The 18,259-nt window shown below is 64.5% G+C and carries 19 protein-coding genes; 18 read left to right on the top strand and 1 reads right to left on the bottom strand.

From position 1 onward, the window contains the following. The first annotated feature begins 90 nt into the window (after positions 1-90). The 5 genes from rho to ACR65J_RS12810 all read left to right on the top strand — a co-directional run bounded on the left by rho (position 91) and on the right by ACR65J_RS12810 (position 6,042). Complete coding sequence (gene rho / locus ACR65J_RS12830; protein ID WP_440169416.1) at positions 91-2,214, top strand: transcription termination factor Rho; 2,124 nt, start codon at positions 91-93, stop codon at positions 2,212-2,214. Positions 2,215-2,470: 256 nt separating this feature from the next. Further along, positions 2,471-3,544, top strand: a complete 1,074-nt coding sequence (prfA, locus tag ACR65J_RS12825) for a peptide chain release factor 1 (RefSeq protein ID WP_307357591.1) — start codon at positions 2,471-2,473, stop codon at positions 3,542-3,544. A gap of 16 nt (positions 3,545-3,560) precedes the next feature. Continuing rightward, positions 3,561-4,460, top strand: a complete 900-nt coding sequence (gene prmC, locus ACR65J_RS12820; RefSeq protein ID WP_440169413.1) for a peptide chain release factor N(5)-glutamine methyltransferase — start codon at positions 3,561-3,563, stop codon at positions 4,458-4,460. Then, on the top strand, positions 4,457-5,275 hold the full coding sequence (locus ACR65J_RS12815) for an L-threonylcarbamoyladenylate synthase (RefSeq protein WP_440169410.1): 819 nt from the start codon (positions 4,457-4,459) through the stop codon (positions 5,273-5,275). Before prmC ends, ACR65J_RS12815 begins: the two co-directional genes overlap by 4 nt. Beyond that, a complete protein-coding gene (locus ACR65J_RS12810; protein WP_440169408.1) occupies positions 5,275-6,042 on the top strand; it encodes a WecB/TagA/CpsF family glycosyltransferase in 768 nt (255 codons plus the stop codon). The genes ACR65J_RS12815 and ACR65J_RS12810 overlap by 1 nt, the downstream gene beginning before the upstream one ends. 48 nt (positions 6,043-6,090) lie before the next feature. On the opposite strand, the gene ACR65J_RS12805 is transcribed toward ACR65J_RS12810, so the two are convergent. Further along, complete coding sequence (locus ACR65J_RS12805; RefSeq protein ID WP_440169405.1) at positions 6,091-6,987, bottom strand: glycosyltransferase; 897 nt, start codon at positions 6,985-6,987, stop codon at positions 6,091-6,093. A 289-nt stretch (positions 6,988-7,276) separates the two neighbouring features. Between ACR65J_RS12805 and ACR65J_RS12800 the strand changes: the two genes are divergently transcribed. From ACR65J_RS12800 to ACR65J_RS12740, 13 genes are all read left to right on the top strand, one after another. Next, positions 7,277-8,389: an MraY family glycosyltransferase gene (locus ACR65J_RS12800; RefSeq protein WP_440169402.1), complete on the top strand. Its 1,113-nt coding sequence runs from the start codon at positions 7,277-7,279 to the stop codon at positions 8,387-8,389. Between the two features lie 110 nt (positions 8,390-8,499). After that, positions 8,500-8,982, top strand: coding sequence for a Cg1360 family ATP-synthase-associated protein (locus tag ACR65J_RS12795; protein ID WP_440169400.1), 483 nt, complete (start codon positions 8,500-8,502; stop codon positions 8,980-8,982). Next, positions 8,975-9,313, top strand: coding sequence for an AtpZ/AtpI family protein (locus tag ACR65J_RS12790; RefSeq protein ID WP_440169397.1), 339 nt, complete (start codon positions 8,975-8,977; stop codon positions 9,311-9,313). Before ACR65J_RS12795 ends, ACR65J_RS12790 begins: the two co-directional genes overlap by 8 nt. A gap of 81 nt (positions 9,314-9,394) precedes the next feature. Further along, positions 9,395-10,195 (top strand): F0F1 ATP synthase subunit A, encoded by an 801-nt coding sequence (atpB, locus tag ACR65J_RS12785; RefSeq protein ID WP_440169395.1) that lies wholly within the window; start codon positions 9,395-9,397, stop codon positions 10,193-10,195. 110 nt (positions 10,196-10,305) lie between these two features. Further along, a complete protein-coding gene (atpE, locus tag ACR65J_RS12780) occupies positions 10,306-10,524 on the top strand; it encodes an ATP synthase F0 subunit C (RefSeq protein WP_003804776.1) in 219 nt (72 codons plus the stop codon). Positions 10,525-10,578: 54 nt separating this feature from the next. Beyond that, on the top strand, positions 10,579-11,130 hold the full coding sequence (locus tag ACR65J_RS12775; protein ID WP_440169393.1) for a F0F1 ATP synthase subunit B: 552 nt from the start codon (positions 10,579-10,581) through the stop codon (positions 11,128-11,130). After that, complete coding sequence (locus ACR65J_RS12770; protein WP_440169391.1) at positions 11,130-11,957, top strand: F0F1 ATP synthase subunit delta; 828 nt, start codon at positions 11,130-11,132, stop codon at positions 11,955-11,957. Before ACR65J_RS12775 ends, ACR65J_RS12770 begins: the two co-directional genes overlap by 1 nt. 78 nt (positions 11,958-12,035) lie before the next feature. Next, positions 12,036-13,673 (top strand): F0F1 ATP synthase subunit alpha, encoded by a 1,638-nt coding sequence (atpA, locus tag ACR65J_RS12765; protein ID WP_440169389.1) that lies wholly within the window; start codon positions 12,036-12,038, stop codon positions 13,671-13,673. A 71-nt stretch (positions 13,674-13,744) separates the two neighbouring features. Then, positions 13,745-14,635, top strand: a complete 891-nt coding sequence (locus tag ACR65J_RS12760) for a F0F1 ATP synthase subunit gamma (RefSeq protein ID WP_307425892.1) — start codon at positions 13,745-13,747, stop codon at positions 14,633-14,635. An 82-nt stretch (positions 14,636-14,717) separates the two neighbouring features. Next, positions 14,718-16,172: a F0F1 ATP synthase subunit beta gene (gene atpD / locus ACR65J_RS12755; protein ID WP_110541032.1), complete on the top strand. Its 1,455-nt coding sequence runs from the start codon at positions 14,718-14,720 to the stop codon at positions 16,170-16,172. A gap of 1 nt (position 16,173) precedes the next feature. Further along, on the top strand, positions 16,174-16,458 hold the full coding sequence (locus tag ACR65J_RS12750) for a F0F1 ATP synthase subunit epsilon (RefSeq protein WP_018760117.1): 285 nt from the start codon (positions 16,174-16,176) through the stop codon (positions 16,456-16,458). 10 nt (positions 16,459-16,468) lie between these two features. Next, positions 16,469-16,900, top strand: a complete 432-nt coding sequence (locus ACR65J_RS12745; RefSeq protein WP_440169386.1) for a DUF2550 domain-containing protein — start codon at positions 16,469-16,471, stop codon at positions 16,898-16,900. Positions 16,901-16,905: 5 nt separating this feature from the next. Beyond that, positions 16,906-18,234 carry an alpha/beta hydrolase gene (locus ACR65J_RS12740; RefSeq protein WP_440169384.1) on the top strand — a complete coding sequence of 443 codons (1,329 nt, stop codon included), beginning with the start codon at positions 16,906-16,908 and terminating at the stop codon, positions 18,232-18,234. The last annotated feature ends 25 nt before the right edge of the window (positions 18,235-18,259 follow it).

Below are 18,259 nucleotides of genomic sequence, written 5' to 3'. Positions count from 1 at the left end.
GAAATCCGGCTGCAGATCTGAACTGCAGCCCAGATCAAATCATCGCGTCCAGCTCCCAGTCTGGACGCCGTCGAGGGGGAAGGATCCTTCGTGACCGAAACCACTGAGCTGTCGCCAGCTGTGGAACACACAACTTCTGCTGCCGAATCAACGGCCGCACCCGCCAAGAGCAGCGGCCTTGCCGGCCTGAAGCTCGCCCAGCTGCAGGCCCTTGCCAGCCAGCTCGGCATCTCCGGCGGCTCCCGCATGCGCAAGGGGGACCTGGTTTCGGCCATCTCCGCCCACCGCGCAGGGACCCTCACCGTCAAGACTCCTGCCAAGGCAGCGGCCAAGGCTCCGGAAAGCACTGTGGCTCCGGCCGCACCGGCTTCCGCTCCGGAGGCCGCAGAAGCTCCTGCTGCTGAAGGCACCCGTGCCCGCGGACGCGGCCGCAGCCGCCGCGCTGTCAGTGACGGCGTGGTAGCCCCCGCAACCGAGGCTCCGGTTGCGGAAACCGCAGCCGCACCGGCCGCCGCAGCCGTCGAGGCGCCGTCGGCCGCCCCCGCGGAAACCACCGAGGCAACGGAGGGCGCCGCCGAGCGCCGCCAGCCGCGAACCCGCAACCGCCGCCGCAGCGAAGCCGCTGCAGCCTCCGTCCAGGAAGCTCCGGTGGAAACCCCGGCAGAGCAGCCGGCCGCGGAACAGCGCGCAGGTGAACAGCGCACCGAAGCTCCCGCGGAAGCAGGGGACGCCGGCCAGCGCACGGAACGCCGTGAAGGCGGCCGCACCCGCGGCCGTGACAACACCCGCGATTCCGATGGCGGCCGCGACAACGCCGGCAGCCGCGAAGCCGGCCAGCGCGACGGCGGCCGGGACACCCGGGACAACGACGACGCCGACGGTGGAAGCCGCCGCAACCGCCGTAACCGCCGCGACCGGAATGACCGCAACGACCGTTCCGGCGGCCAGGACCGGGACAACTCGCGCAACGACCGTTTCCGCGACCGCAACGACCGCCGCCGCGGCCGCAACCAGGGTCCGGACGTGGACGATGTCGAGGTCACCGACGACGACGTCCTGCTGCCGGTCGCCGGCATCCTTGATGTCCTGGAGAACTACGCGTTCATCCGCACCTCCGGCTACCTGCCCGGCCCCAACGACGTCTACGTCTCCCTGGCCCAGGTCAAGAAGTACAACCTGCGCAAGGGTGACGCCGTTGTAGGCGCAATCCGTGCTCCGCGCGAAGGCGAAGACCGCAGCCAGCAGTCCGCCCGCCAGAAGTTCAACGCCCTGGTCCGGGTCACATCGGTCAACGGCAAGACGCCGGAAGAGCTCAAGGACCGCGTGGAGTTCGCCAAGCTGGTTCCGCTCTACCCGTCCGAGCGCCTGCGCCTCGAGACCGACCCCAAAAAGATCGGTCCCCGCGTCATCGACCTCGTGGCCCCCATCGGCAAGGGCCAGCGCGGCCTGATCGTCTCCCCGCCCAAGGCCGGCAAGACGCTCATCCTGCAGTCCATCGCCAACGCCATCACCACCAACAACCCTGAGGTCCACCTCATGATGGTGCTGGTTGACGAACGGCCCGAAGAAGTCACGGACATGCAGCGCACCGTCAAGGGCGAGGTTATTGCCTCCACCTTCGACCGTCCCGCCGACGACCACACCACCGTGGCCGAGCTCTCCATCGAACGCGCCAAGCGCCTGGTGGAAATGGGCATGGACGTGGTGGTCCTGCTGGACTCCATGACCCGCCTGGGCCGCGCCTACAACCTGGCAGCACCGGCCTCCGGCCGCATCCTGTCCGGTGGTGTGGACTCCGCAGCCCTCTACCCGCCCAAGCGCTTCTTCGGTGCCGCCCGCAACATCGAAAACGGCGGCTCGCTCACCATCCTGGCCACCGCCCTCGTCGAGACCGGTTCCAAGATGGACGAGGTCATCTTCGAAGAGTTCAAGGGCACCGGCAACATGGAACTCCGCCTGTCCCGCCAGCTGGCAGACAAGCGCATCTTCCCGGCCGTGGACGTCAACGCGTCCGGTACCCGCCGCGAAGAGAACCTGCTCTCGCCCGAAGAAGTCAAGATCATGTGGAAGCTGCGCCGCGTCCTCTCCGGACTCGAGACCCAGCAGAGCCTTGAACTGCTCACCAACAAGATCCGGGAAACCCAGAGCAACGTCGAGTTCCTCATGCAGGTCCAGAAGACGACGCTTGGTGCGAAGTCGGATAACGACAAGTAGTTTCACCAGGGGCGGGGCCGACGCATTTTGCCGGCCCCGCCTTTGTCGTTCGGATTTTGCCGCCCCCGCCCCTTCGCTGGGCGGCTTCGATCTTCGATCGTTCGCCGCCCAGCTCCGGCAGGCCCGATGCCACTCCCGGGGCGGCAAAATCCGAACGCCATGCAGTTATCTCACCAAATGCGGGCATGCGTCCGGACGTGCGGTCAGTCTCCGCATGGCAGTCATTAGACTTGTACAAGTCGAAAGAGGTTTATAGATGTTTGAGTCCGTACAGGGCCTGCTTGATGAGCATGATTCCATCCAGGCGCAGCTCGGGGATCCTGCTGTTTATGCTGACCAGCGGCTTGCCCGGAAGCTGGGGCGGCGGTCGGCTCAGCTCAATGGCATCGTTGAGGCCTATCACAAGTGGGAAGGCATCCGGGACGATCTTGCTGCCGCCAAGGAGATGGCTGCTGAGGATCCCGAGTTTGCTGCCGAGGTGCCTGAACTTGAGGCCGCGCTGGAGACTGCTGCCGCCAAGCTGCGGCGCCTGCTCATTCCCCGCGATCCCGACGACGCCCGCAACGTGATCCTTGAGGTCAAGGGCGGGGAAGGCGGCGACGAGGCCGCCCTGTTCGCCGGCGACCTGCTGCGCATGTACACCCGGTACGCGGAGTCCCGCGGCTGGAAGACCGAAATCATTTCAGCCACTGAGTCGGACCTCGGTGGCTACAAGGACGTCCAGGTGGCCGTCAAGGGCAACTCGAACGATCCCGCCGAAGGCGTCTATGCGCGGCTTAAGTTCGAAGGCGGCGTGCACCGCGTCCAGCGCGTGCCCGTCACCGAGTCCCAGGGCCGCATCCACACCTCCGCTGCCGGCGTGCTGGTCCTGCCCGAGGTGGACGAGCCCGAAGAGCTCGAAATCAACCAGAACGACCTCAAGATCGATGTGTACCGGTCCTCGGGCCCGGGCGGCCAGTCCGTGAACACCACCGACTCCGCCGTCCGCATTACGCACCTTCCCACCGGCATTGTGGTGGCCATGCAGAACGAGAAGTCCCAGCTGCAGAACCGTGAAGCCGGCATGCGTGTCCTCCGCGCACGCATCCTGGCGCACCAGCAGGAGCAGATCGACGCCGAGAACTCGGCCCAGCGCAAGTCGCAGATCCGCACCATGGACCGCTCTGAGCGCATCCGCACCTACAACTACCCCGAAAACCGGATCGCGGACCACCGCACCGGCTACAAGGCCTACAACCTGGACCAGGTCATGAACGGTGACCTGGAACCGGTCATCCAGTCCGCCATCGAGATGGATGAGCAGGCCCGGCTGGACGCCATCGGCGACTGACCGGAAGCCTTCACCCATGACCGAGCCCACCTCCGCGGCGCCCGCCCAGACACTCGGTGCGGCCGTCCGTGAGGCTGCCGCACTCCTGGCTGAGGCCGGTGTCCCCAGCCCCCGGACCGACGCGGAGCTCCTGGCGGAACACCTGCTCAACGTCGGATTGGGACGCCTGCGCTCTCTGATGCTCGGCGATACTCCTGTACCGCCGGGCTACGCGGAACTCGTTGCCGAACGTGCCCGCCGCATTCCGCTGCAGCACATCACCGGAGTGGCGCATTTCCGTTACCTGGAGCTGGCCGTAGGCCCGGGAGTGTTCATCCCGCGTCCGGAGACAGAGTCCGTGGTCCAGCTGGCCATCGACCACGTCAAGGGGATGCAGCACCCCCGCATCGTGGACCTCGGGACGGGATCCGGTGCCATCGCGGGTTCCATCGCGCACGAGGTCCCCGGCGCAGAAGTGCACGCGGTCGAGTACAGCCCGTTCGCCCACGCCTGGGCGACGAAAAACCTGGCGCCGCTGGGGGTCAACCTCATCCTGGGGGACCTGCGCGACGCTTTCGGCGAACTCAACGGGACAGTCGACGTCGTGATTTCCAACCCGCCGTACATCCCGGCCGAAGCCATCCCCAACGAACCCGAAGTAGCCCTGCATGATCCGCCGGAGGCTCTATACGGCGGCGGAGCGGACGGCATGGAACTTCCGACGGCGGCAGCGGCTTCCGCTGCCCGGCTGCTGCGGCCCGGGGGCTACTTCGTCATGGAACACGCGGAAGTCCAGGCAGGCTGGATTGCCGCCATGCTCTCCAGGGCCGGAACCTGGACGGCCGTCACCACGCACCTGGACCTGAACGGCAAGGAGCGCGCCACCAGTGCCGTGCTCGCGGACCAGGCCATACGGAATGAAAGAATGGGCCAGTGACCACAACTTATGACTGCACCATCGACGACGAGCGGGCCCGGGGGCTCGAGGACGCCCAGCGTGCCATCAGCGAAAAGAAGTGCGTCGTGCTCCCCACCGACACGGTTTACGGCATCGGCGCAGACGCGTTCTCCCCGCAGGCCGTCACCATGCTGCTGGTATCCAAGGGGCGCAGCCGCACCATGCCGCCGCCCGTCCTGATTCCGCGCATCAATGCCCTGGACGGCCTGGCCACTGACGTGTCTGCGGATGCCCGCGCACTCGCTGAGGCCTTCTGGCCCGGCGGCTTGACGCTGATCCTGCATGCGCAGCCGTCCCTGGACTGGGACCTCGGCGAAACCAAGGGGACCGTGGCGCTGCGGATGCCTGCCGACGAAGTCGCCCTGGAACTGCTGACCTTGACCGGCCCCCTCGCCGTGTCGTCCGCCAACCGCACCGGCCACGCTCCGGCCCAGACTGCCGCTGCCGCCCGGGAACAGCTGGCTGATTCCGTGGAGGTTTACCTTGAAGGCGGCCAGCGCCCCTTGGAGGGTGAAGCCGGGGTGCCGTCCACCATTGTGGACGCCACCGGCCCCCTCCTGCGCGTGGTGCGCAACGGCGCAGTGAGCCTGGACCAGCTCCGCGAGCACGTTCCGGGTGTCCTGGGCCTGGGAGAAATCCCCATGGCTGAGGAGGAGCCCGCACCAGAGCAGGCTGCTGCGGGGGATGCGACGGACGACGGCGGGGCCGCACCCGGCGCGTCCGGGTCCGGGTCGTCCGCTGTGACAGGCCCGGCCGCGGAAGCCACGACGCCGGCCGGGAACCAGCAGCCTTGATGGCGCTGGACCGCCAGCAGATTCCCGTCCTGGACGTCCACGCCACTCCGCTGCGGGTCCCCGACCTGGTGGCGGAGCTGAGCAGCTTCGTGGCGGAAGGATCCACCCGTACCGTCCTGGGCCACAACCTGCACAGCGTCACCCTCACCCTGTCCGACGACGGATTCCGGCGCCTGTACGAGGACAGTGACGTGGTGCTCCTGGACGGCGCGCCCGTGCTGTGGCTGTGGGGGAGGACCGGCAACGCCGAAGGCCCGGTCATGGATTACCGGCTGGGTTCCACGGACTGGCTCCCGGCACTGGACCAGGTCTGCGGCCTTGAACGGATTGCCGTGATCGGCGCCGGAACGGAAGCTAACGCAGGGGCTGTCAACAGGCTGAAGGACATTGTTCCAGGCGCCCGCGTCTCCGGCTTTCCCGGCGAGGGATGGGGCCCTGACCTGGAGGAGGCAGCCATTGCCTGGCTGCACCGTGAACAGCCGCAGTTGGTCCTGCTTGGCCTGGGCATGCCGCTCCAGGAGGACGTGCTGCAGCGCCGGTTGGCTGACATGCCGCCTGCTGTGTACTGCGCTGTGGGCGGTGCCATCGAGCAGTTGGCGGGGGTCCAGAAGCTTGCGCCCCGGTGGCTTGGCAGGATGGGCCTGGAGTGGGCATGGCGCCTGCTCCTGCATCCCCGCCGTGTGGCCTACCGCGTGCTGGGAGAGCCCTGGGTCCTGCTGTGGCTCCTGGCCGCCAGGAGGCTCAGAAAGCCGCGGCTGGAAAAATAAACGCTGCCGCAGAACCGCGGGGGCGCGGTAGACAGCGGCAGCGTGTGCCTAGAACTTCTGGTCTTCCAGTGGAGCGAAGCCCTTGCCGCGCAGGCCGGCAGTGAACGACCGCGCCCACCCCAGGAAGCCCGGAAGGTCCCGGCGCTGCAGGAAATAACCCAGGTAGCCGCCGACGTCGGCCACCAATGAGCGCACCCGGAAATACCGGCGGATGAGGTAGCCGCGGTTCCGGTAATAGTAGTAGCGCTTGAAGGCGGAGTCCGGAACGATCACGTGCCAGCGGGCGCCGTAGACGTGCTGCGTTTCACCGAAGGCGTGCGGGTGCGTGATGGCGGTAGTGGTGACCGTGCCGAAGCGGATCCCGGCCTTGCGCAGCCGGATGGTGAAATCAACCTCGTCGCCCCGGATGAACAGGCGCATGTCCGGCAGGCCCACCTTGAAGAACACGTCGGAGCGGATCAGCGCACCGTTGAAGAAGTGGCCGTCATCCGGCAGGAAGCCAAGTTTCTCCACCTCGGCCCGGTCGTGCGTGACCTTGCCGTCAAGCCGGAAGAAGAAGGACAGCCGGTCGGGATGGCCGGGCGCCGTGACCAAAGGGACCACCGCCTCCAGGCCGCGTGCCTCAGCCTCACGAAGCAGCGTGGCGAGGCATTCCGGGTCGGCCGGCTCGGCGTCGTCGTCCATCATCCAGATCCAGCGCGCACCGCTGGCCACTGCCTTGAGTGCGGCCAGCGCAAACCCGCCGGCGCCGCCCAGGTTTGCTTCGGAGCGGACATAGTCCACGTTGGGGTGCGCCGCCGCCACGTCCGCAGCAGGGGTGCTGCCGCTGTCCACCAGGCAAATCGTGTCCACGTGCCGGCTCTGGGCGTTGATGGAATCCAGCAGGACGGACAATTCCTTGGGCCGGTCGAAAGTTACGGCGGCAACCGCAATGCGGGAGGTCATGGGGGTCCTTTCAGCATGGCTGCCAGGGAGTTCCCCGCCTGTTATGCGCCCGTGTGGCGCGGAGCCATGGTGCCGGTGGCACTAGTATCTTTGACTAGAGTCCACTGTAATACAGCCCTGTAAGGCCCTGCGCGTAAGTCTGTGCGCACTGCCTGCTGCGCGCTCGGCGACGGAGAAGTTTCATTTATCGAAGAACAGATTCCCGGCCCGTGAGCCCATCCACCCAAAACCCGCTGCCCCTGCAGCTGAGGGGCTGCGGCACCACCACTCCTGTTGCGGTTGCCGTCCCATGATCATGTACCTGCTGATGGGGCTCACCGCCGCCATCGTCTCCTACGCAGCGACCTGGGGTGCCCGCGTCGTTGGCCACCGCCTTGAGCTGCACCTGCCCATCCGCAGCCGCGACATGCATTCCACGCCGGTGTCCAGGCTGGGCGGCGTGGCGATCTTCCTGGGCGTCATGGTGGCGCTGGTTGTTGCCAGCCAGTCCTTCTTCGTCAAGGACATCTACCGCAACAATTTCTCACCCTGGGGTGTCCTGGCAGGAGCCGCGGTGATCGTCCTGGTGGGCGTGGCGGACGACCTGCTGGACATTCGGTGGTGGGTGAAACTGATCGGCCAGAGCGCAGCCGGACTCACAGTAGCCAGTTGGGGTGTCCAGATGACCATCGTCCCCTGGGTGCCGGAACCTATCTACCTCCAGGACGGAACCCTGCGGATAGTGCTGACGGCCGGATTGATCGTCACCACCATGAATGCCTTCAATTTCATTGACGGACTGGACGGCCTCGCGGCGGGCGTCGCCATCATCGGCGGCACGGCGTTCTTCGTCACCGCCTACTGGGTACACCGGAACGCGGTGCTGCTGGACTATTCGGACCTGGCAACCCTCATTACGGCTGTGCTGGTGGGCGGCTGCCTGGGCTTCCTGCCGCACAACTTTTTTCCCTCGAAGATCTTCATGGGCGACTCCGGTGCCATGCTGATCGGACTCCTCATGGCTTCGGCCGGTGTGGTGTCCACGGGGCAGATCACCTCCGGCCTCTACGACCGGGCCAACGGTATCTCCACGATCATTCCCATCCTGCTTCCCTTCGCGGTCCTCTTCCTCCCACTGCTGGACCTGGGGCTGGCCGTCGTCCGCCGGACAGCCCGCGGACGGTCGCCCTGGTCCGCGGACCGCGGACACCTGCACCACAAGCTGCTGGACATTGGCTATTCGCACCGCACCGCGGTGATCCTGATGTACCTGTGGACCGCCGTCCTGTCCTTCGGCGGCCTGGCGTTCGCCGTCTTCCCCTGGCACATCGTGCTCGCCGTGGACATCTTCGCCACACTGGTCATGGGACTGGTGACCGCCTGGCCGTACCTGTCCCGCGGCAACGGGGAAACCACGGCGTAACGGCGGTTCTGAATTATTTCTATCTCGTGTAGAATTCAGGGGCAGCCCAAGCTGCCACTCCACCCCCTGCCTCCTGGCGATCTGCCATGTGGTGCCGACGATTGGATCGCATGCCCTCCAACGCCGAGTCCGGACCTGCGTCCGGCAATGGACCCGTTGGTACGTCCGGTCCCACCCATTCGCTCTGGCTCAACCTGCTGAAACGCAGCTCGATTGCCGCCACGGCCGGACTTGTGCTGAGCGCAATCCCGGCCGGCCTCCTCAACGGGGCAACCGGGGCGGTATCAAGTTTCCTTGGTGGCCTGCTGGTGATGCTGTTCTTTGGCATCAGCCTGCTGGTGGGGCACTTCGTGGGGCGCCGCAACCCCTCGGGTGCGATCGGGATGTTCGTGGCCACCTACTTCATCAAGGTGGTGGGCTTTGCCGTTGTCCTGTTCGTCATCGGTGCTCCGGAATGGCTCCATGGCCGCTGGTTCGTCATCGGTGCCGTTGTGGCAGTGGTCTTGTGGCAGGCCGCGGAGATCCAAGGCTTCAGCAGGGCCCGCCTCCAGATCTACAACGATCCAGAAGACAGGGGAGCCCCCGATGCGTGATCCGAAGAAGACTCCGGGCGGCGCACGCGGCAAGCGCGGCTCAAACGGCTCCACACCGGCATCTTCCGACGCGTCCAACGATGGCGGCTACAACGCCGGAATGGCTGTATTCAGCTACATCATTGGCGGAATCATCGTCTGGAGTTTGATAGGGTGGGGGCTGGATTATCTGTGGGGAACGCGCTGGATTGTGCTCGCAGGCGCTCTGCTTGGAGCCGTCGGAGGTTTCTACCTTTCCCACATGCATGGCCTCACCAGTTCCCGCAAAATTGCTGATGGGCGCCATGCTCCCAGCGCACCGTCCCAGGACGGAGAAGATAATGCCAAATAATTTCACAGGGGGAACAGCAGGCTGTCAGGCTGCCGGACCCCGCCCAACGCCCAATGATGGACACTGCAGAGAGGAAACGCGTTGATCGCGCTTGCGCTCCCGGCCCAAGATTCAGGAGAGTTTACTCCTCCTGGTATTAACGATATGCATTTGCCGGCAATTCTGCCGTGGGGTGCCGCAGAAGGATTCTCCAAGCAGATGCTGCTGGTCCTCCTCTCTGTCGTCTTTATCGCCGTCTTCTTCGTGCTCGCCGCACGCAAGCAGCAGCTGGTACCCGGCAAGCTCCAGTTCGCAGGCGAAGCCGCGTACGGCTTCGTCCGCAACGGCATTGCCAAGGACATCATCGGCGGCAGGGACTTCATCAAGTACGTCCCCCTGCTGTTCAGCCTGTTCTTCTTCATCCTGGTCAACAACATCTACGGCGCCATTCCGGTGTTCCAGCTCCCCACGTTCTCGCACGTGGGTGGAGCGTACGTGCTGGCCGGCCTGGTCTACATCACCTGGATCGCCATCGGCGTCAAGAAGAACGGCCTGCGCTACTTCAAGCTGGCCACCGTCCCCTCTGGGGTGCCGTGGTACATCCTGCCGATCGTGATTCCGATCGAAATCATCTCCAACTTCGTTGTCCGGCCCGTCACGCACAGCCTCCGTCTGTTCGCGACTATGCTCGCCGGCCACCTGATCGTGATGATCGCCGGCTCCGGCATCGAGTACCTCATCATGCAGGAGAACTTCCTGTTGAAGGGAACCTCCATCCTGGTTCTTGCCGGTGCCATCGCCATGTACATGCTTGAAGCCCTGATCATGGTCCTGCAGGCCTACGTCTTTACACTGCTGACCGCGATCTACATCGAAGGCGCACTGCACGCCGACAGCCACTAGGCACGCCGTCCGGGGCAGCACGCTCCGGCGGCACATAACAGTCTTCCCCTTGCGGGGATGAAGCAACCCAAACAACCTGCCACATAAGTGGCATCTTGAAAGGAAAAAAAATGGAAGGCTCCATCAACGGCTCCCTCAACCTCATCGGCTATGGCCTCTCGGCTATCGGCGGTGGTATCGGTGTGGGTCTCGTGTTCGCTGCCTACATCAACGGCGTCGCACGCCAGCCGGAAGCCCAGCGCGTCCTGCAGCCGATCGCATTCCTTGGCCTGGCGCTGACAGAAGCACTCGCCATCCTGGGCCTGGTCTTCGCTTTCGTTCTCAAGTAAACCTTCAGAACTTCAGCGAACATTCAGAACCGAGTAGATAAGGACGGGTGAAATATGCATCAGCTGATCATCTCAGCCGCCGCTGAAGGCGACGTCAACCCCCTTGTTCCCAATGGCTGGGAAATGCTGGTTGTCTTCGTGGGCTTTGCCATCCTCTTCTTCATCGTGGTCAAGTTTGTTGTCCCGATGTTCGAGAAGACCTTCGCAGAGCGTGCCGAGGCCATCGAAGGCGGCATCGCCAAGGCTGAAAAGGCCCAGGCTGAGGCGTCTGCTGCACTCGAAGAGTACAAGCAGCAGCTGACCGACGCCCGCACCGAAGCCAACCGCATCCGTGAGGAAGCCCGCGCCGAAGGTGCCCAGATCCTCGCGGATCTCAAGGAGAAGGCGGCAGCAGAGTCTGCCCGCATCACCGCACAGGCCCACGCACAGATCGAATCCGAGCGCCAGGCGGCCGTGGTGTCCCTGCGCTCCGAGGTGGGCACCCTGGCCACCACCCTTGCCGGCCGCATCGTGGGCGAGTCCCTCGAGGACGACGCACGCGCGGCACGGGTAGTGGACCGTTTCCTGGCAGATCTGGAGACCCAGAACGCAGGTGCAGCTAAGTAATGGCAGGCGTATCGAGCGAATCGCTGGCAACAGCCCTTGCCGCTTTGGAAGCGAAGCTTCCCACGGCGTCGCTGCAGCTGGCAAAGGAACTCTTCGGAATCCTGGGAATGGTGGACAGCTCGGCTGGCTTGCGCCGTGCCCTGACTGACCCCTCCCGCAGCGGTGACGAAAAGTCGGCGCTGGTGAGGCAGCTGGTTGGCGGAAAAGTCTCCGCTGATGCTGCTGAGATCGCGGCCGGACTGGCCAGCTCACGCTGGGCATCGGCGCGTGACATCGGCGATGCACTCGAGACTCTTGCCGCAACGGTGGTCATTTCCGTTGCTGAAAACAAGTCGGCCGTTTCTGCCTCCGGAATCACCGGCCTGGAAGAGCTGGAGAACGATCTGTTCTCCTTCAACCAGGCTGTTGCCTCCAGCCACGAGGTACAACGTGCTCTGTCCGAACCGCAGGCAAGTGCCGCAGTGAAGGCTACCCTTGCCGGGAAGCTGGTGCCGGGCGTCAGTGAGGAAGCCAAAGTCCTCATTACGCAGGCAGTCAGCGAGCCTCGGGGAATCAAGCCCACCCGGCTTGTGGAACGCTTCGCCGAACTGGCAGCCAAGCGGCAGCAGCGCTGGATTGCAACGGTCAGCGTAACCCGACCCTTGTCGCAGACGCAGCTGGCACGCCTCCAGGCGGGCCTGAATGCACTGTACGGGCGGGAACTGAAGGTCAACATGAACGTTGACCCGTCGCTCATTGGCGGAATCCGCGTCCAGGTGGGTGACGAAGTGCTCGACGCTTCGGTTCTTACCCGGCTGGGCGAACTGCAACGCCAGCTGGCCGGCTAGCCGGACGAGCATAACCAAACTGATAGAAACCCCGGTCACCGTTTGCGGTGATCACAAACAGGAGAGCAGGGACTGCAGATGGCCGAATTGACCATCAACGCCGACGACGTCCGTAATGCGTTGAACGAGTTCGCGGCGTCCTACGAACCCGGAAACGCAGAGCGCGTAGAGGTTGGCCGTGTAACGACCGCAGGTGACGGCATCGCCCGTGTTGAGGGCCTTCCCTCGGTCATGGCGAACGAGCTTCTTCGCTTTGAGGACGGCACTCTGGGCCTGGCCCAGAACCTTGACGTCCGCGAGATCGGTGTCATTATCCTCGGTGACTTCCAGGGCATCGAAGAAGGCCAGGAAGTGCACCGCACCGGACAGGTTCTGTCCGTTCCGGTCGGCGACGCCTTCCTCGGCCGAGTGGTTGACCCCTTGGGCCAGCCCATGGACGACCTTGGCGAGATCAAGGCTGAGACCACCCGTGCCCTGGAACTCCAGGCGCCCGGCGTGACCCAGCGCAAGTCGGTCCACGAGCCGATGCAGACTGGCCTGAAGGCCATCGACGCGATGATCCCGATCGGCCGCGGCCAGCGCCAGCTGATCATTGGCGACCGCCAGACCGGCAAGTCCGCCATCGCGATCGACACCATCATCAACCAGAAGGCCAACTGGGCTTCGGGTGATGTCAAGAAGCAGGTCCGCTGCATCTACGTCGCCATCGGCCAGAAGGCGTCCACCATTGCCGCCATCCGCCAGACCCTCGAGGACAACGGCGCGCTGGAGTACACCACCATCGTGGCCTCTCCCGCCTCCGACCCCGCAGGCTTCAAGTACCTGGCGCCGTACGCAGGCTCGGCCATCGGCCAGCACTGGATGTACGGCGGCAAGCACGTCCTGATCGTGTTCGACGACCTGTCCAAGCAGGCCGAGGCATACCGCGCCGTGTCCCTGCTGCTCCGCCGCCCGCCGGGACGCGAAGCCTACCCGGGCGACGTCTTCTACCTGCACTCCCGCCTGCTGGAGCGTTGTGCCAAGCTCTCCGACGAGCTCGGTGCCGGTTCCATGACGGGGCTGCCGTTGATCGAGACCAAGGCGAACGACGTGTCCGCCTACATCCCGACCAACGTCATCTCCATCACCGACGGCCAGATCTTCCTGCAGTCGGACCTCTTCAACGCCAACCAGCGCCCCGCTGTTGACGTGGGTGTCTCGGTGTCCCGCGTTGGCGGTGCCGCCCAGGTGAAGTCCATGAAGAAGGTCTCCGGTACCTTGAAGCTGGACCTCGCCCAGTACCGCGACATGCAGGCCTTCGCGATGTTCGCATCCGACCTGGACGCCGCATCCCGCCAGCAGCTGACCCGTGGCGCCCGCCTGATGGAACTGCTCAAGCAGGGCCAGTACTCGCCGTTCCCGGTCGAGGACCAGGTCGTCTCCATCTGGGCCGGCACCAACGGCTACCTGGATGACGTTCCCGTCGAGGACATCAGCCGCTTCGAGGCTGAATTCCTGGAGCACCTGCGCCACAAGTCCTCGATCCTGACCACGCTGGCCCAAACCAACGTGCTGGACGACGACACCGTTGCCGCCTTGAAGTCCTCGATCGTGGACTTCAAGAAGGGCTTCTTCGGCGAGGGTGACAACCACCTGGTAGGCGCCGGCCACGAGGAGCATGACGCTATCTCCGAGGGCGAAGTCGACCAGGAAAAGATCGTCAAGCAGAAGCGCTAGTTCCGCATAGCCGGGTGTGCCGCCCCCAGGGTCCGGCACACCCGGCTACGGAATGTTAGGAAAGGATAAGTATGGGAGCCCAGATCCGGGTCTACCGCCAGAAGATCAGCTCGACCACGTCGATGCGCAAGATCTTCAAGGCGATGGAACTGATCGCTACCTCGCGCATCGGGAAGGCCCGTGCGCGCGTAGCAGCTTCACTGCCTTACGCGAACGCGATCACGCGCGCCGTTTCTGCTGTCGCAAGCCAAAGCGAAATCGACCACCCGCTGACCACTGAGCCGGAGCAGATCCGCCGTGCCGCCGTCCTGGTAATTACCTCGGACCGCGGCCTGGCAGGTTCCTACTCCGCCGGTGTGCTCAAGCAGGCGGAAGGTCTCTTCGAGCTGCTCCACGCTGAAGGCAAGGAAGTCAAAACCTACCTCGTGGGCCGGAAGGCCCAGGCCTACTTCGAATTCCGGAACCGCGAATACGCGCGGGTCTGGACCGGCGGAACCGACGCTCCGGAGTTCGCGACCGCCCGTGAAATCGGCGAAGCGCTGTTGGCAGAATTCGCGACCGACTTCGAAGAGGGCGGCGTGGATGAAATCCACGTTGTCTACACCCGTTTCAAGTCCATGGTCACCCAGGAACCGACCGTCATCCGCCTGCTCCCGCTTGAAGTAGTGGAAGAGCAGGCTGCCTCTGAATCGGACCTCCTGCCGCTGTACGAGTTCGAGCCGGAAACGGAGCGTGTCCTTGACGCGCTCCTGCCGCGCTACATCGAATCGCGGATCTTTGCAGCCATGCTGCAGGCGGCGGCGTCCGAGCTTGCAGCCCGCCAGCGCGCGATGAAGTCCGCAGGCGACAACGCAACGGACCTGATCAAGAAGTACACGCGCCTGCGCAACACGGCCCGCCAGGCCGAAATTACGCAGGAGCTTTCCGAGATTGTTGCAGGTGCCGACGCCCTCGCGTCGTAGCCTCCAGCAGCCCGGTACCGCGGAACCAGCACCACCACAGATAGACTTAACCCCACGCCATCTACTGAATGAAGTGAGAGAGATGACTGCCACTGCTACCGAACACGTAGCCGCAACGTCCGGTGCAACCGGCCGTATTGCGCGCGTAATCGGCCCGGTTGTCGACGTCGAATTCCCGGCTGACGCAATCCCGTCGATCTATAACGCCCTCACCACCGAGATCACTCTCAACGGTGAAACCAAGACCATCACCTTCGAAGTTGCGCTGCATCTCGGCGACAACCTCATCCGTGCAATCTCGCTGCAGGCAACCGACGGCCTGGTCCGCGGCACCGGCGTTATTGACACCGGCGCCCCGATCTCCGTTCCCGTCGGCGACGGTGTCAAGGGCCACATCTTCAACGTCCTGGGCCAGCCCCTGGACGTTGCCGAGTCGGAGCTGGACGTCAGCGAACGCTGGCCCATCCACCGCAAGGCCCCCAGCTTCGCTTCGCTCGAAGGTTCCACCGAGATGCTGGAGACCGGCATCAAGGTCATCGACCTCCTCACCCCGTACATCAAGGGTGGAAAGATCGGCCTCTTCGGCGGCGCCGGCGTGGGCAAGACTGTTCTGATCCAGGAAATGATCACCCGTGTTGCCCGCAACTTCGGTGGTACTTCCGTGTTCGCCGGTGTTGGCGAGCGTACCCGTGAGGGCAACGACCTCTGGGTTGAAATGGAAGAGGCAGGCGTCCTCAAGGACACCGCCCTTGTATTCGGCCAGATGGATGAGCCGCCGGGAACGCGCCTGCGCGTGGCCCTGTCCGCACTGACCATGGCGGAGTACTTCCGCGATGTGCAGAACCAGGACGTGCTGCTGTTCATCGACAACATCTTCCGCTTCACCCAGGCAGGCTCTGAGGTTTCCACCCTGCTGGGCCGCATGCCTTCGGCCGTGGGCTACCAGCCCAACCTGGCGGACGAGATGGGTCTCCTGCAGGAGCGCATCACCTCCACCAAGGGCCACTCCATCACCTCGATGCAGGCCATCTACGTACCCGCAGATGACTACACTGACCCGGCTCCGGCCACGACCTTCGCACACCTGGATGCCACCACGGAACTTTCCCGTGAAATTGCCTCCCGTGGTCTGTACCCGGCCGTTGACCCGCTGACGTCCACCTCGCGAATCCTGGATCCCCAGTACATCGGCAAGGATCACTACAACACGGCCGTCCGTGTGAAGCAGATCCTGCAGAAGAACAAGGAACTCCAGGACATCATCGCCATCCTCGGTGTCGATGAACTCTCCGAGGAAGACAAGATCGTCGTGTCGCGTGCACGCCGTATCCAGCAGTTCCTGTCGCAGAACACCTACACCGCCAAGCAGTTCACCGGTGTCGAAGGCTCCACGGTTTCCATCAAGGACACCGTTGAAGGCTTCGCTGCCATCTGCGACGGCGAACTCGACCACATCGCAGAGCAGGCGTTCTTCAACGTCGGCGGCCTCGATGACGTAGAGCGCCAGTGGGCCAAGATCCAGGAACAGACCAAGTAATATGGCTGAGCTTGAGGTTGAGATTGTCGCAGCGGACCACTTCGTGTGGTCCGGAGCGGCCAAGATGGTCAAGGCCCGCACCAGCGATGGTGAAATCGGAATCCTGCCCGGCCACTCGCCCCTGCTGGCGATCCTGGCCGAGGGTGAGCTGGCAATCCAGCCGGTATCCGGGGACCGTATTGCGGTAGATGTGGACGGTGGGTTCTTCTCCGTGGACAACAACCGCGTGGTCATCGTTGCTGACAACGCCCAGCTGGGCGGCTCGGCTACCGCTGGGATCCGCTAGCACGACCTTGATGGACGCACCGGGTATTTCGTTCATCGCACTGGCAATCACGTTCGGATTGCTGATTTTTGCACTGTGCCTTTCGGGGGTGCGCCGCTTCAACCTGCGGCGTGCCCTCGGCACGGTGGACGCCTCCATTTGCGTAGCTGGAAACAGCTGGCAGATGGGGGTTTGTCGTTATCAGGACAATGACCTTGAATGGTTCAGGCTCATCTCCCTGAGCGTCCGCCCCAAGTACACTTTCAAACGCAGTTCCCTGGAGCTGCTGGGCCGCCGGAAACCCACGGAAGCCGAGGCCGTGAAGGTCCAGCCGGACGTGGTGATCGTCGAACTCCGGTACGAGGGGCAGGACCTGCACTTCGCCATGAAGTTCGACGCCTACACAGGTCTTTCATCCTGGCTGGAAGCGGGACCGGTCATCGGCGTGGGGACCTGGCGCTAGCCAACGTGGACTGGTTTTCAGACATCCGGCTCACGGACGGCCCGCTATACGGAACTGTCCTGGTGTTGGGAGCGGGCGGCGCAGCCTATCTCCTGGTGCCGCCCTGGCGCGCCTCCATGGCCCCCGCGCACCGGGCCCGGGCCTGGGTGCTGCGCATCATCATTGCAGCCGCCGCGGCCTTTGCGCTGGTGGCCACGGTGCACTGGGCCCTCATCAACATCTTCACTGTCTTTCCGGAGGACCTGCCGGATCCCGTACTGCTGTGGCTGGTCCCAGGCGTCGCGGCTGTCATCCTGGGCCTGCTCCGGCTGCCCAGGACAAGCTGGGGTGGCCGCGGCGGGGGGATCCTTGCGGCGCTGCTGGTGGTCCTGCTGTCAGCAATCCAGATCAACGCCTACTTTGGCCTGAACAGGACGGTAAGCGACCTCTTGGGCACCGCGCTGGCACGTATTCCGGCACTTGAGCAGGACCTCATGCGGCACCCGGGCGAATCGGACGGCGTCCCTCTCCGGGGCTGGAAGCCGGAGGGGGAGTTGCCGGCCGGAGGCGAACTGCGGAAGTCGGCAATCCCGGGGCCGGCCTCCGGGATGACCACGCGTGATGCCTTTATCTACCTGCCGCCGGCCTACTTTGCCGCCAACCGGCCTGCCCTGCCGGTGCTGGTCCTGGTGGCCGGGCAACCCGGCGGCCCGGCGGACTGGCTCACGGGCGGCGCAATCCGTGGCCACATGGATTCCTTTGCCGCCGAACACGGGGGAGTAGCCCCGGTGGTGGTCATCCCTGACCCCAACGGATCCCAGCCCGCCAACACCATGTGCATGGACAGCCGGATCGCCAACGCAGACACCTACCTGTCCCAGGACGTGCCACGCTGGATCAGTACCACACTTGCGGTGGACACCAACCACAGCCATTGGGCCATCGGAGGCTTCTCCTTCGGCGGCACCTGCGCGGTGCAGATGGGTACCCGGCATCCGGACGTCTACGCTGATGTGCTGGGATTTTCCAGCGAGGCCGAGCCCGCCATTGCCAAGGAACGGCAGAAGACCATTGACGCCGCCTTCCCCGGAAATCCCGGGGAATTCATCAAGCAGACTCCACTGGAGATCATGAAACACCAACGGTTTGAGTCCAGCGGCATGTACCTGACTGCAGGCCAAAACGATCCGGAGTTCGTGGGGAACCTCCATACCTTGGCTGCCGCGGCAGAGAATGCGGGCTTTACCGTGCAGGCACACGAGGTGGAGCACACCGGCCACTCGTGGGACACCTCGTCCAAGCGCTTTGCGGACGCACTGCAGTTCCTTGGCAAGCAGTGGGGCCTGCAGTGGTGAGCACCCGGCATCCGGACCGCACCGT

It is taken from the genome of Arthrobacter sp. SAFR-044 (genome assembly GCF_059414985.1).
Note: the sequence above shows the minus strand (reverse complement) of the source record. Positions and strands in the feature narration are given on the sequence as shown.